Here is a 14616-nt window from a genome sequence, read left to right as displayed (position 1 = left end):
CCATGCTTCCTCCCACGCCCTTGCTCGTCACCTCCATCGGTCCCGTGCTCGAAACATTGAGCATCGTGGGCACCTTCGTCTTCGCGGCATCCGGCGCGCTGGCGGCGGCGCGGTTGCGGCAGACGTTGGTGACCTTCTCTTTCTTCGCACTGGTGACGGGCGTGGGCGGGGGCACGGTGCGCGACCTGCTGATCGGGGCGCCGGTCTTCTGGGTGGTGGATGCGGTGCCGGCGATCGCCTGCATGGTCGCGGCTTTGGTCGTGTGGTTCACGCCGCGCCGCTGGTGGAGCGACCGGGCGCTGGACTGGCTCGATGCGATCGGTCTGGCCGCCTTCGCCGTGTTCGGCGCGGCCAAGGCGATGAGTTTCGGCGTACCGCCCTTCGTCGCGGGGATGATGGGGGTCGTCACCGGCTGCGTCGGCGGCATCATGCGCGATCTGCTGGCGGGGGAGCCGTCCATCCTGTTGCGGCCGGAACTTTATGTGACGGCGGCGGCATTCGCGTCGGGCCTGTTCGTGGCGCTGCGCTGGGTCGGGCTGGACGTGCCGGTGGCGGGAGTGATTGCGGCGCTGCTGGGGTTCGGGCTGCGCGCGATGGCGATCCGGCGCGGGCTGGGGCTGCCGGTGTATCGGGGAGAAGGGGAGTAGGGTTGAATTGGATGGAAGCGGACGGATAGCTTCTTAGCCCTCTCCCGTCTTCACGGGAGAGGGCAGCCGCTAAACGCCCGATCTTGCCTAATGCGCGTGATAGCCTAGAGCGCCGATAACGAATGAAAGGGACAATCATGGCCGCGCCAATTTCGAACGACGAGAGAAGCGAACATTTTGCTTTTTGCGTGCAGCTCTTCGGTGGCACCACCGCTTTTTCGCGACGCCTTGGGATAGATGAACGGGCCATCCGCCGCTTTATCAATGGGGAGCGCCCGATCAGCGATGGGCTTCTGGAAGATACGGCAAAGGCTTTGCGCTTGCTGATCGCCGAAGCGACCACGGCTGAGGAACAGATTGCCGCATCGTTGAGCGCGGGCTGACCCGCCATAGAATGACGCCGCGCGCGTAACGCCGCCCCTCCGGTGAACGCGAGGGGCAGCGTCTGTTTTTAGGTTAGCGCCACAGGCCCGCCAGCATCGCCAGCATGCCGCGTTCTTCCGCAGCGCTCCGCGGTTTGGGCGCGCCATAGCCGCGACATTCCAGACAATCGGCCCGCACGCCCGCACCCATCACCAGCGCCTTGACGTCGGACACCGCCTGCATCGCCCAGCCGCGTTGCAGCCAGGCCTGCCGCGCCAGCATGTCGCGCGGGGCGGTGGCGCTGTCCTGTTCGCGGTCGGCGAGCGACTGGACGAACTCGGCGAACTTGTCGGGCTGCTTCTCGATATAATAGGCTTTCGCCTTGGCCGGATCGAGCTTCGCGCGGCGGGCGGCTTCGGCGATGGCGTCTTCCAGACCGCCAAAGCGGTCGACCAGGCCGATCTGGCGGGCGGTGCCGCCGTCCCAGACGCGACCCTGCGCGATGGCGTCGATCGCTTCGGGCGATTTCTTGCGCGATTGGGCGACGAGGCCGACGAAGCGGCGATAGATATCCTCGACCCCCAATTGCATGATCTGGTCGAATTCCGGCGTGGTGCCGCCGGTGACGTCGGGCTGGCCCGACAGCGGCGTGGTGCGCACACCGTCGGTGGTGATGCCCATCTTCGCCAACGTGCCCTCGAAACTGGGGATGATGCCGAAGACGCCGATCGAGCCGGTGATCGTGTCCGGCTCGGCGAAGATGACGTCGCCCGGCGTCGATACCCAATAGCCGCCGCTGGCCGCGACATTGGCCATGGAGACGACCACAGGCAGGCCTGCGGACTTGGCTTGCAGGATGGCGCCGCGAATCTTTTCCGACGCCATCACGGAGCCGCCCGGCGAATCGACGCGGACGACGAGGGCTTTCAGCTGCTTTTCATCCAGTGCGGTCAGCAGTAGGTCGGAAATCGTGTCGCCGGCCGCCGTGCCGGGACCGGCTTCGCCATCGACGATGTCGCCCGCCACCGTCAGCACGCCGATCTGCCCGTCATTGGCGGGTTTGCGCGCCTTCACATAGGAAGCCAGGTCGATGGTGGCGAAATTGCCCGCCTTGTTGTTATTCGACGCTTCGCCGGCGATCTGCGCGACGCGCGCGCCAAAGGCGGACTGGTCGCCCAGCTTGTCGAGGAGGCCGGCGGCGAGCGCGGCCTTGGCGATGTCGCCATTGGTGGCGCGGGCGGCGGCGGCGGGATCGGCGGCATAGGCCGCGATCTTCGCCTTGGGCCGGGCCTTCGTCACGTCATCCTGCCAGCTTTGCCACAGGGCGCCGGCCAGCGCCTGATTGGCCTGCTTGGCTTCGGGCGATTGTTCGGTGCGGGTGAAGGGTTCGACGAAGCTTTTATAGGTGCCGACGCGGTAGACATGGGTGTTGACGCCCAATTTGTCGATCAGCCCCTTATAATAGAGGTTGGAACCGCCCCGGCCGAGAATGGCGACGCCGCCCAGCGGGTCGCTCCACACCTCGCTGGCATGGGCGGCCAGTTGATAGCCATCGTCGCTATAGAGGGTGGCATAGGCCAGCACCGGCTTCTTGGCGGCGCGCACGGCGTCCAGCGCCTTGCCGACGCGGCTCATCGCCACCTGCCCGCCGCCGACGAAACCGTCGAGGTTGAGGACCACGGCCTTGACCTTTGCATCGCTCTTGGCCGCGTCGAGTGCGGCGACGATGTCGGACAGGCGATATTCCTTCGCTTCCGAACCGGAGCCGCTGAGCAGCGCCATGGTGCTGGTTTCGGCGGGTTGCTCCACGATGCTGCCGTCCAGGTCGAGCAGCAGCGCGCCCGACGACACGGCCTTGCCCGGCTTGGGCGAGAAAGAGAGGGCGGCATAGAGCGCGCCGAAGAAGAGCAGCAGGAAGAGGAGGACGAGGCCGTCCTTGATCGCGACCAATATGCGCCAGGCGCCCTTCACAAATGCCAAGTTGCTGCTTCCTTTTCGTTGGTCCGCCTGTGGCTATCGCATCGGCGGATCGACTGCAATGTGGGCGTCGCGCGACCGCTCGCAAGGCTTGCGCGCAGGATTTTGCCCGTTATGGGAAACGCATCATTCGCCGTTATCGTGCAGGAGACGCGCCCTATGCCCACTCTCGTCCTTATCCGCCATGGTCAGTCGACCTGGAATCTGGAAAACCGCTTCACCGGATGGTGGGACGTCGACGTGACCGAAAAGGGTGTCGAGGAAGCGCGCGCGGCCGGGCGCCTGCTGAAAGAAAAGGGGCTGGATTTCGACCAGTGCTATACGTCGGTGCAGAGCCGCGCGATCAAGACGCTGAATTTGGTGCTGGAAGAAATGGGCCGTCTGTGGCTGCCGGTCGAGAAGGACTGGCGCCTGAACGAGCGTCATTATGGCGGCCTTACGGGCCTCAACAAGGCGGAGACGGCGGCCAAGCACGGCGACGCGCAGGTCAAGATCTGGCGCCGCAGCTTCGACATTCCGCCGCCGGTGCTGGAAGCGGGCAGCGAATTCGATCTGGCGGCCGACCGCCGCTATGCCGGCATCCCCATCCCGTCGACCGAGTCCCTGAAGGACACGATCGCGCGCGTGCTGCCCTATTGGGAATCGACCATCGCGCCCGACCTGAAGGCCGGCAAGCGCGTCGTCATTTCCGCCCATGGCAATTCGCTGCGCGCGCTGGTGAAGCATCTGTCGAACATTCCCGACGATGAAATCACCGAACTGGAAATCCCGACCGGTCAGCCGATCGTCTATGAACTGGCGGACGATCTGAGCGCGATCGAGCGCTATTATCTGTCGGAGCGCTAAAGACAGCGCCGTTCGGTTCGAGCAGTTTCGCGTTTGGTCGAGAAGCCTACGCTGAGAACATTGTTTCAGCCATGGTTCTCGACACGCTCGAACTGAACGGTGGATGTGCATTTATACGCAATGCGTGATTGCCCCCTGGCGGCCCGGCCGCTAAGGGGCTTGGCTTTCCGGGCGGGTGCCAAGGCCGCCCTGTCAGGGGAATAGGCTATGAGCGGGGCAGTGACAGTCGGCATCATCATGGGGTCGCGGTCCGATTGGGACACGATGCGCCATGCGGCCGAGACGCTCGAAGCGCTGGGCGTCGCCCATGAATGCAAGGTGGTTTCCGCCCATCGCACCCCGCAACGCCTCTATGATTATGCCACCGGCGCGGTGGATCGCGGACTGAAAGTCATCATCGCCGGTGCCGGCGGCGCGGCGCATCTGCCGGGCATGGCGGCGTCCATGACCCGCCTGCCGGTGCTGGGCGTGCCGGTCGAATCCAAGGCGTTGAAGGGCATGGATTCGCTGCTGTCCATCGTCCAGATGCCGGGCGGTATTCCCGTCGCCACGCTGGCGATCGGCAAGCCCGGCGCGATCAACGCGGGCCTGCTGGCCGCCGCGATCCTGGCCACCAACGATCCCGAATTGGCCGACCGGCTGGACGCCTGGCGCAAGCGCCAGACCGATGCCGTCGCCGAAACCGTCGAAGACTGATAGAATTAGAGAGATATGACGACCATCGCGCCCGGTTCGACCATCGGTATTCTCGGCGGCGGCCAGCTTGGCCGGATGATCGCCATGGCGGCGGCGCAGCTGGGCTATCGCACCAGCATCTATGCGCCCGAAGACAGCGGCCCGGCCGCCGACGTGTCGCCGCTGTGGACGCGGGGCGCCTATGAGGACGCGGCTGCGCTGGCCGCCTTTGCCGATGGCGTCGATGTCGTTACCTATGAATTCGAGAATATCGACCCGTCCGCTGTCGAGGTGCTGGCATCGCACGGGCTGGTGCGTCCGGGCGCTCAGGCGTTGCGCGTGGCGCAGGATCGTCTGGCGGAGAAGCGTTTCGTCTGCGATCTTGGCGGCCTGACCGCGCCGTTCGCGCCGGTGGAAAGCCTGGACGATCTGGAAAGCGCGATCGAGCAGGTGGGCAGCCGCGCGATCCTGAAGACCAACCGCATGGGCTATGACGGCAAGGGGCAGGCGCGCCTGTCGGAGCCGGGCGACGCGGTGGGGGCGTGGAACGCCATCGGCCGGCAGAGCGCGATCCTGGAAGGGTTCGTGACGTTCGATCAGGAATTTTCCGTGATCCTGGTGCGTGGGGCTGACGGCGAAGTGCGCTTTTGGGATTCGGCGGCCAATGTGCATGTCGATGGCATCCTTGCGACGTCGACCGTGCCGGCGGGGGCGCTGATCGAGGGGCAGGTGGCGCAGGCGCGCGCCATGGCCAAGCAGATCGCCGATGCGCTGGACTATGTCGGCGTGTTGACCTGCGAATTTTTCGCCAGTGCCGATGGGCCGGTGTTCAACGAAATGGCGCCGCGCGTGCATAATAGCGGCCACTGGACGATCGAAGGCGCGGTGACGAGCCAGTTCGAGAACCATGTGCGCGCCATTTGCGGCCTGCCGCTGGGCGACACGGCGCTGGCGGCGAAGGGCGTGGATATGCGCAACCTTATCGGCGACGATGCGCATGAATGGCCGGCAATCTTGAGCGATCCGGCGAACCATCTGCATCTATATGGCAAGCATGAAGCGCGGCCCGGCCGCAAGATGGGGCATGTGACGCGGTTGAGCCTGTGAGTACTGCCTTTGCTGCACCTTTTGTCATTCCCGCCTTCGCGGGGATGACGAAGGGTTGGGAAGAATGAGCCGCGCCGGAATAACCCTGGTTCTCGCTCGCGCCGATAATGGCGTGATCGGCAAGGATGGCGACCTGCCCTGGCGGTTGCCGGCGGATTTGAAGCATTTCAAGGCGGTGACGCTGGGCCATCCGATGCTGATGGGGCGCAAGACGTTCGACAGCCTGCCGGGCCTGCTGCCCGATCGCCGCCATATCGTGCTGACCCGCGACCGGAACTGGCACGCGGAAGGGGCGGAGGTGGCGCATGATGTCGAAGCGGCGATCGCGCTGGCCGATGGGCCGACCATGATGGTGATCGGGGGGGCGGAGATATATCGGCTGTTCCTGGATCGCGCGGATCGGATCGAATTGACCGAGGTGCATGTCGATGCGGAGGGGGATGCGAGCATCGCCTATCCCGATCCGGCGGACTGGCGGGAAAGCGCGCGGGTGGACCATCCGGCGGTGGATGGGCGACCGGCCTATAGTTTCGTGACACTCGTGCGGCGATGACGATGGGGCTAGGGCATCGCGTCCATTGCCACGCCCTGTCCGCCCCCCTATAGGCCGCGCCATGGAGCGGCTTTCTAGCAGCGCCCCGATCCCCGCGCATTTGCGTGGGAGCGTCATGGCGCTCGGCAATTTCGATGGCTTTCATGCCGGTCATCAGGCGGTGGTCGGACGCGCCATCGCGTGTGCGCGGGCCGAGGGACGGCCGGTGATCGTCGCGACCTTCGACCCGCATCCGATGCGGCTGTTCCAGCCCGATACACCCAATTTCCGCCTGACCACGCTGGACCAGCGGGAGGCGCTGTTCGCCCGCGCGGGGGCCGACGCGATGCTGGTGTTCGATTTCACTGCCGCATTGGCCGCGCTCGATCCTGCCGCCTATGTCCGGTTGCTGACCGATCAGCTGGGCGTCAGCGCGGTGGTGACGGGCGAGGATTTCACCTTTGGGCGGGCGCGCAGCGGCACCATCGCCAGCTTTGCGCAGCTGGGCCTGTCGGCCGAAGCGGTCGCGCCGGTGACGGACGCGGAGGGGGTGATTTCCTCCAGCCGTATCCGCACCGCCTTGCAAGAGGGCGATTGCGCCACCGCGACGCGGCTGCTCACCCGGCCGTTCGCGGTCAGGGGGATCGTCCAGCATGGCGACAAGCTGGGGCGGACGATCGGCTTTCCAACGGCCAATATCGACATGGGCCCTTATTTGCGGCCGGCCTATGGCATTTATGCGGTGCGCGGGTTGCTGCCCGATGGGCGGGTGCTGGATGGGGCGGCCAATCTGGGCATAAGGCCCAGCTTCGATCCGCCCAAGGAATTGCTGGAGCCGCATTTCTTCGATTTTGCCGAAAGCCTGTATGAACTGGCGATCGAGGTGCAGCTGATCCACTATCTGCGGCCGGAGGCGAAATATGACGGGCTGGATCCGTTGATCGCACAGATTGCGGTGGACTGCGCCGATGCGCGGCAAATCCTTGCGGGAACGCCCCGGCTCGCTTAAGGCACGGCCCTGATTGACCCATCATCCGTTCGGTTCGAGCTTGTCGAGAACTGATCTTGAAGCCCCGTTCTCGACGGACGCTTCTCGGCTTCGCTCGAAGCTGCTCGAACCGAACGGATCTAGTATAAGCGCGCCCATGACCGACCAGCCCGATTACAAGTCCACCGTCTTCCTGCCCGTCACCGACTTTCCGATGAAGGCGGGCCTTGCGCAGAAGGAACCGGCGATCGCCGCGAAGTGGGCGGCGATGGACCTCTATGGCCAGCTGCGCGAGAAGCGCGCCGGGCGTGAACGTTTCATCCTGCATGACGGCCCGCCCTACGCCAATGGCGACATCCATATGGGCCATGCGATGAACAAGGTGCTGAAGGACATCATCGTCCGCAGCCAGTCGCTGCTGGGCAAGGATGCGCCTTATGTGCCCGGCTGGGATTGCCACGGCCTGCCGATCGAATGGAAGATCGAGGAGGAATATCGCAAGAAGAAGCTGAACAAGGATGAGGTGCCCGCCGCCGAATTCCGCGCCCAGTGCCGCGCCTATGCCGACAAATGGGTGGACGTGCAGAAGGAGCAGTTCAAGCGTTTGGGCGTGATGGGCGATTGGGCCGATCCGTACCTGACCATGAAGTTCGATGCCGAAGCGACGATCGTGGGCGAATTGCTGAAGTTCGCGGAAAGCGGCCAGCTCTATCGCGGCGCCAAGCCGGTGATGTGGTCGCCGGTCGAAAAGACCGCGCTGGCCGAAGCGGAAGTCGAATATGAAGATGTCACGTCGACCCAGATTGACGTGGCATTTGAGATTGTAGACGCGCCAAATGCGCCGGAACTGGTCGGTGCGCATGCGGTAATCTGGACGACCACGCCCTGGACGATCCCGGTTAACCAGGCGATCGCTTATGGCGAAGAAGTTGATTACGTAGCCATGCGGGCAGGTGGTCGTGTGATCCTGACGGCCGCTGACTTATGGAATGATTTTGCTGGGCGTGCCGGAACAAGTCCTTGGCTTTCCGAAGGATCGGGCTGGACCGTGATATGGGCTGGCAAAGGCACTGACCTCGCCGGCGCCATCGCGCGTCATCCGATGCACGCGCTTGGCGGTTTCTTCGCCAAGCCGCGTCCGCTGCTGCCGGCTGATCATGTCACGACCGATGCGGGTACCGGCCTCGTCCATATGGCGCCCGACCATGGTGAGGAGGATTTCATCGCCTGCAAGAAGCTGGGCATCGACCCGGTCTTCGCCGTGAACGATGCGGGCTTCTATCGCGACGATTGGGACTGGCTGCCGGGACAGGGCAGCGTCATCAACACCAAGTTCAACGGCGCCGAAGGCCCGATCTGCACCGATCTGCGCGCCGCTGGCGCACTGCTGTCGGCCAGCGACTTCCGCCACAGCTATCCGCACAGCTGGCGGTCGAAGGCGCGCATCATCTATCGCTGCACCCCGCAATGGTTCATTCCGATGGATAAGCCGCAGGAAGGCGGGGTCGCCGATGTCGATGGCGGCGTGATGCCGACCGCTGTGGTCAGCGGCAATGGCCCCACGCTGCGCGAAATCGCGGTCGATGCGATCGAACATACCCGCTGGGTGCCGGAGCGCTCGACCAACCGCATCCGCTCGATGGTGGAAGGGCGACCGGACTGGGTCATCAGCCGCCAGCGCGCCTGGGGCGTGCCGATCGCCCTCTATGTCCATCGCAAGAGTGGCCAGTATCTGATTGATCCGGCGGTCAATGCCCGCATCATCGCCGCGTTCAAGGGTGCGGGCGCGGATGCATGGTTCGGCGCGGATCATCAGGCGCTGCTCGGCCCCGATTACGATCTCAATGACTATGAGGTCGTGAATGACATTCTGGACGTATGGTTCGACAGCGGCTCCACCCACAGCTTCGTGGTCGAGGGCCGCTATGGCGAGGGGACGCGCGCCGACCTCTATATCGAGGGTTCGGATCAGCATCGCGGCTGGTTCCAGTCGTCGCTCCTCGAAAGCTGCGGCACCCGTGGTCAGGCGCCCTATAAGGCGGTGCTGACCCATGGTTTCGCGCTGGACGGCACGGGCAAGAAAATGTCCAAATCGCTGGGCAATGTCGTCGATCCGCTCAAGATCATGGCGGAGAGCGGCGCGGACATCTTGCGCGTCTGGGTCGCCAGCACCGACTATTTCGACGACGTGCGCATCGGCAAGGAAGTGCTGGCCGGTTCGTCCGACGCCTATCGCAAATTGCGCAATACATTCCGTTACATGCTGGGCGCTCTTTCCGACTATGATGAAGAGAGCGAAGCGGTGTCCTACGCCGACATGCCGGAGCTGGAGCGCTACATGCTCCATCGTCTGGCGCAACTGGACGCAGAGCTGCGCGCGGTGGTGGACAAGGCGGCGAAGAGCGAGAATTGGCTGGAGTTCAGCCGCTATACCCGCGCGATCTTCGATTTCGCCAATAGCGACCTTAGCGCCTTCTTCTTCGATATTCGCAAGGACTGCCTCTATTGCGATGCGAAGTCGGACCCCAAGCGGCGGGCCTATCGCACGCTGCTGGACACGCTGTTCCATGCGCTGGTGCGCTATGTGGCGCCGATCATCCCATTCACGGCGGAAGAAGTGTGGCAGAGCCGCTTCCCCAATGAGGAAGAGAGCGTCCATTTTCTGGAATGGCCGGAGATCGACACGCACTGGATCAACGGCGGTCTGGACGACAAATGGACGGAGCTGCGCAACCAGCGCGAGCAGGTGAACGAGGCGATCGAGCCGCTGCGCCGTGAGAAGATCGTGCGGTCCAGCCTGGACGCGGACGTCACCATGGGCGAATTGCTGCCGGTGGGCGACGTCGATTTTGCCGAAGTGGCGATCGTCGCGCGGGTGACCATGGGCGAAGGCGACGGCATCGTCGTGACGCCGAGCGAATGGCATAAATGCGGTCGCTGCTGGCGCAAGCTGCCCGAAGTCACCGAAGACGGCACGTTGTGCGACCGGTGTGACGAGGTGCTGAAGGCATGAGTGCCGTCAATCATCGTCCGCTGGGCCTGACCGTCGCGATCGTGACGCTGGCGCTGGATCAGCTGGTCAAATATAGCGTGACCTATCCACTGGCTCTGCAAAGCCGGTTGGAAGGCATTGATATATTGCCGTTCTTCCGCTTGCGCTGGCTGGAAAATCGCGGCGTTTCCATGGGCTTCTTCCATGCCGACACGGACGTGATGCGCTGGGCGCTGGTGGGCATGACCATCCTGATCGCCGGGTTCGTGGGCGTGTGGATGTGGCGTGAAAAGGCGCGGCAGGATGTCACGGCGCTCGGTCTGGTGCTGGGTGGGGCGATCGGCAATATCGTGGACCGGATGCGGCTGGGCTATGTCGTCGATTATGCGGACCTGCATTTCGGCGAGTGGCGGCCTTTCCTGATTTTCAACCTGGCGGACGCCGCCATCACCATCGGCGTGTTGATCCTGCTTGCGCGGGCGTTGCTGCTGCGCGACAAGGGCGCAAAGACGGAGACTTTGAAGTAATGCGTAAACTGATCCTCGCCGCTGGTCTGGTATCCACCCTGTCCGCATGCGGCGGCGGCGGCGGGCTGTTCAATCGCCAGCGCCCCGACGAATTCGCCGTTTCGCGCCAGGCTCCGCTGGTGATCCCGCCCGACTTCGCGCTGGTGCCGCCGGCGCCGGGCACGCCGGCCGCCGCATCGGTCGATTCGAGCAAGGCCGCGATGGACGCCATGTTCGGCGGCCCCGCCGCGCGTAGCGCGAGCGAAAGCGCCACGCTGAACGCGGCCGGCCGTGGCAATGCCGCCGCCGGCATCCGTTCGTCGGCGGGCGATCCGGGCACCGAAGTGGTGGACAAGGGTGCCACCACTCGCGACATCATCGCCGCGCCGGAAGGCGACGGTCAGGATGCGCGCGCCGCGACGCCGCAGCAATAATCATAGCGGCCGATAACTGATCTGTGCCTTGCCCGTCGCACGAACGGGCAGGTGCAGACCTTGGCCATAGGCATGGATCTGGCCGATGTCGAACCGGTCGGCACGGGCGTGGATGACGAAGTCGCCTTCCCGCTTTTGCGCGATCGCACGGCCGATCTTGCCTTTCAATTCCTCTATATCCTTGGCGAAATTCTGGCCCAGCGCGCTGGCGATCAGGTTGGAGAAGCCGGGACTTTGCCCGATCGCCAGCAATATCTCGCCGCTCAGCCCGTCGCTATTGCCGGTGATGACCGGATCGACGAAGCCCACGCGGGCGGAGTTGGCGGCATTGACCGGGCGCGCCGCCAGCCAGATGCGGCCATGAACCTCCTTCTGTGAATCGACGGGCCGCGCGGCGATATCGACGCCCACGGCAATGCGTCCGCCGGTCGCCCCATAACAGGTCACATTGGAAAAGCGCGCCGACACCGGGCCGATCCCCGGCAGGGCGAAGGGCCGAGACGCGCGTTTCGACAAGGCGCGCTGAATGACGGGTTGCAACTGGCGATAATCGGCCGTTACCGGCAGGTAGAAGGACAGGCGGTTGCGCGCCGGTGCCTGATCGAGCGGGGGCAGGGCCGTCGGCTTGGGTGGGGCTGGGCGATCGCCGACGAATGTTTCCGTTATCGCTTCCATGCCCAGATCCAGCCGGATCGTGCGGCCGCGCATCGTATAGCCATTGTAGAAGATCTTCTGCGGGCTGACGCGCATCCAGACTGGCGGGTTCTCCTTGTTCAGCGCCAGCGTGGCGAAGGCCTGACGCCATAGTTTTTCCGCCTCGCCGCGCAGGTTCATCTTGCTCAGTTCGCGCGGGAGGTCGCGCTCCAGCTTCGCGACGATGGGGCGCAACTTCTGATCGGCTTCGTCGGTGAAGCGGATGCGCTGGCCCAGGAAATCGATGCCCGGCGGCGTGGTCCAGTCATAATGGAGCCGCACCCGTCCCTTGGGCGTCCAGTCGCGCGCCAGATCGACGGTGATGCGCGCCTGTACCATGGCCGATCCGGTGGCGGTTTCTCCTTTCAGCACGCCGCCCACGTCGCGCGCGCTGATGCTGGCATGGATGGGGAGGTCGGCGATGATATCCCGCCCTTCGCCGCGCAGGCTGACCGCGCCGCGCGTGACGGTGCCCACGATGGTGCAGCCGATGGGCGGCGTGACCTTCACCGCGCTGCCGAATATCTTGACCTTTTGCGGGGCGACGCAGCGCGGCTCACGGCGGTTGATGGTCCACAATATGCGCGGCACCGCCTGCTCGATCGCTTCGCGCAGGGCGCTGGCGTCGGCATCGACCGGCACCGCGATCAGGGATTTTTCCTGCGGCGCCGGCACCGGATCGGTTGCGCGGGGCGGCGCGACGTCAGCGGGCTTTTGCTGGCATGCGGCGCAGAGGATGAGCGTAAGAAGGACAGGCGCGGTTTTATGCAAAGCCCGCAATGTCGCCTGATGATGCGCCGCCAACCGCTCCCTCCGCTCCTAATGGTCCGTGCCGTTCAACCTGATGACGGCACGGTTGATCCATTACGCTTGCGGAGGGAATTTGGTTCCTGAACGGTGCCAAGGCCCCGTCAGGCCCGCGCTTCCGTGCCGACGCTGTTGTGGCGGAGCGCGGTCAGGACCGTATCGACGATGGCGTCGGCGTCCAGCCGGGCATCGGCATATTGTTTTTCGGGCTTGTCCTGATCCTGGAAGATGTCGGGCAGGCGCATGGTGCGCAGCTTCAGGCCGTTGTCGATCAGGCCGAGGTCGCTGGCCAGCGTCAGCACATGAGCGCCAAGGCCGCCGATCGCGCCTTCCTCGATCGTGACGGCGATGTCGTGGCTGGTCAGCAGCTTGCGGATCAACGCTTCGTCCAACGGCTTGGCGAAGCGCAGGTCGGCGACGGTGGTGGTAAGGCCCTTGGCCTCCAGCACTTCGGCGGCCTTGAGCGCTTCTTCGAGACGGGTGCCGAGCGAGAGGATGGCGACCTGACGCCCTTCGCGCAACGTGCGGCCCTTGCCGATCGGCAGCGCTTCGGGGACGGTCGGCATGTCGACGCCGGTGCCGTTGCCGCGCGGGTAGCGCACGGCGATCGGGCCGCTGTCATGCACGGCGCAGGTGTGGACCATATGGACCAGTTCCGCTTCGTCCGCCGCCGCCATCACCACCATGTTGGGCAGAGTGGCGAGATAGGTCACGTCGAAACTGCCCGCATGGGTGGAGCCGTCGGCGCCGACCAGGCCTGCGCGATCGATGGCGAAGCGGACGGGCAGATTCTGGATCGCGACATCATGCACGACCTGATCATAGGCGCGTTGCAGGAAGGTCGAATAGATGGCGCAGAAGGGACGCATCCCCTCCGCCGCGAGGCCGGCCGCGAAGGTGACGGCATGTTGTTCGGCGATGCCGACGTCGAAGGTACGGTCGGGGAAGGCGAGTTCGAATTTGTCGAGGCCCGTGCCCGACGGCATGGCGGCCGTGATGGCGCACACCTTGGGGTCGCGCTGCGCCTCTGCGATCAGCGCCTGGGCGAATACATTGGTGTAGCTGGGCGGTCCGGGCGGGGCCTTTGCCTGCGTACCGGTGATGACGTCGAATTTCTGGACGCCATGATATTTGTCCGCCGCCGCTTCGGCCGGGCCGTAACCCTTGCCCTTTTGCGTGACGACATGCACGAGGCACGGCCCTTCGGCGGCATCGCGGACATTTTCGAGGACCGGGATCAACTGGTCCAGATTATGACCGTCGACCGGGCCGACATAATAGAAGCCCAGTTCTTCGAACAGGGTGCCGCCCATGGCCATGCCGCGGGCGAATTCGTCCGTCTTGCGGGCGGCATTGTGGAGCGGGCGGGGCAGTTTGCGGGCGAGGCGCTTGGCAAGGTCGCGCAGGCCGAGAAATTCGCGGCTGGAGACGAGGCGGGCGAGATAGGCGGACAGGCCACCGACCGGCGGCGCGATCGACATGTCATTGTCGTTCAGGATCACGACCAGGCGATTGCCGGCCGCGCGGGCATTGTTCATCGCCTCATAGGCCATGCCTGCCGACATGGCGCCGTCACCGATGACGGCGATGCCCTTGCCCGGACGATCCTGCATCTTGTTGGCGACGGCAAAGCCCAGCGCCGCGCTGATGGAAGTGGAGCTGTGCGCCGCGCCGAACGGGTCATATTCGCTCTCGGCCCGCTTGGTGAAGCCGGACAGGCCGCCACCCATGCGCAGCGTGCGGATGCGGTCGCGCCGCCCGGTCAGGATCTTGTGCGGATAGCATTGATGGCCGACGTCCCAGACCAGCTTGTCCTGGGGGGTGTCGAACACATAGTGAATGGCGGTGGTCAGTTCGACCACGCCCAGCCCCGAACCCAGATGGCCGCCGGTGACGCCGACGGCGGCGATCACTTCCTGCCGCAGCTCGTCCGCCAGCTGGCGCAGCTGTTCGGGCTTCAGGGTGCGCAGGTCCGACGGCCAGACGACCTGGTCGAGGAGCGGGGTTTGCGGGCGATCATTCATGAAAGACATAGACTCCCGAGGCCCT

General features: G+C 64.8%; 13 protein-coding genes. 10 read left to right on the top strand and 3 right to left on the bottom strand.

Annotated features, from left to right (window positions below; genetic code table 11):
• The first annotated feature begins 2 nt into the window (after positions 1-2).
• Positions 3-647, top strand: coding sequence for a trimeric intracellular cation channel family protein (locus tag F4U95_RS14190; RefSeq protein ID WP_150426135.1), 645 nt, complete (start codon positions 3-5; stop codon positions 645-647).
• A 137-nt stretch (positions 648-784) separates the two neighbouring features.
• On the top strand, positions 785-1030 hold the full coding sequence (locus F4U95_RS14185) for a helix-turn-helix domain-containing protein (RefSeq protein WP_150426134.1): 246 nt from the start codon (positions 785-787) through the stop codon (positions 1028-1030).
• Between the two features lie 73 nt (positions 1031-1103).
• Here F4U95_RS14185 and sppA read toward each other — a convergent pair whose 3' ends face one another.
• Positions 1104-2990, bottom strand: a complete 1887-nt coding sequence (gene sppA, locus F4U95_RS14180; protein WP_150426133.1) for a signal peptide peptidase SppA — start codon at positions 2988-2990, stop codon at positions 1104-1106.
• 156 nt (positions 2991-3146) lie between these two features.
• On the opposite strand from sppA, the gene gpmA reads away from it, so the two are divergent.
• The 8 genes from gpmA to F4U95_RS14140 all read left to right on the top strand — a co-directional run bounded on the left by gpmA (position 3147) and on the right by F4U95_RS14140 (position 11067).
• The gene (gene gpmA / locus F4U95_RS14175) at positions 3147-3833 is read left to right on the top strand and encodes a 2,3-diphosphoglycerate-dependent phosphoglycerate mutase (protein WP_120250424.1); all 687 of its coding nucleotides are present in this window, start codon (positions 3147-3149) and stop codon (positions 3831-3833) included.
• 207 nt (positions 3834-4040) lie between these two features.
• Positions 4041-4529, top strand: a complete 489-nt coding sequence (gene purE, locus F4U95_RS14170; RefSeq protein ID WP_120250423.1) for a 5-(carboxyamino)imidazole ribonucleotide mutase — start codon at positions 4041-4043, stop codon at positions 4527-4529.
• Between the two features lie 15 nt (positions 4530-4544).
• Entirely contained in the window at positions 4545-5615 is a 1071-nt protein-coding gene (locus tag F4U95_RS14165) for a 5-(carboxyamino)imidazole ribonucleotide synthase (protein WP_150426132.1), read from the top strand.
• A 64-nt stretch (positions 5616-5679) separates the two neighbouring features.
• Positions 5680-6168: a dihydrofolate reductase gene (locus F4U95_RS14160; RefSeq protein ID WP_150426131.1), complete on the top strand. Its 489-nt coding sequence runs from the start codon at positions 5680-5682 to the stop codon at positions 6166-6168.
• A gap of 61 nt (positions 6169-6229) precedes the next feature.
• Positions 6230-7156 (top strand): bifunctional riboflavin kinase/FAD synthetase, encoded by a 927-nt coding sequence (locus F4U95_RS14155; RefSeq protein ID WP_150426130.1) that lies wholly within the window; start codon positions 6230-6232, stop codon positions 7154-7156.
• Positions 7157-7292: 136 nt separating this feature from the next.
• Complete coding sequence (gene ileS, locus F4U95_RS14150; protein WP_150426129.1) at positions 7293-10148, top strand: isoleucine--tRNA ligase; 2856 nt, start codon at positions 7293-7295, stop codon at positions 10146-10148.
• Entirely contained in the window at positions 10145-10654 is a 510-nt protein-coding gene (gene lspA / locus F4U95_RS14145) for a signal peptidase II (RefSeq protein ID WP_150426128.1), read from the top strand. The genes ileS and lspA overlap by 4 nt, the downstream gene beginning before the upstream one ends.
• Positions 10654-11067: a DUF3035 domain-containing protein gene (locus F4U95_RS14140; protein ID WP_120250417.1), complete on the top strand. Its 414-nt coding sequence runs from the start codon at positions 10654-10656 to the stop codon at positions 11065-11067. Before lspA ends, F4U95_RS14140 begins: the two co-directional genes overlap by 1 nt.
• Here the strand turns inward: F4U95_RS14140 and F4U95_RS14135 are convergent, their stop codons facing one another.
• Positions 11068-12564 (bottom strand): DUF4403 family protein, encoded by a 1497-nt coding sequence (locus F4U95_RS14135; RefSeq protein WP_246171600.1) that lies wholly within the window; start codon positions 12562-12564, stop codon positions 11068-11070.
• Positions 12565-12671: 107 nt separating this feature from the next.
• Positions 12672-14600 (bottom strand): 1-deoxy-D-xylulose-5-phosphate synthase, encoded by a 1929-nt coding sequence (gene dxs / locus F4U95_RS14130; protein WP_211363985.1) that lies wholly within the window; start codon positions 14598-14600, stop codon positions 12672-12674.
• Between the last annotated feature and the right edge of the window lie 16 nt (positions 14601-14616).

The organism is Sphingobium limneticum (assembly GCF_008710165.1).
Taxonomy (GTDB): Bacteria; Pseudomonadota; Alphaproteobacteria; order Sphingomonadales; family Sphingomonadaceae; genus Sphingobium; species Sphingobium limneticum.
The sequence above is the reverse complement of the archived record's forward strand: the minus strand, read 5'-3'. Positions and strand labels throughout refer to the sequence as shown.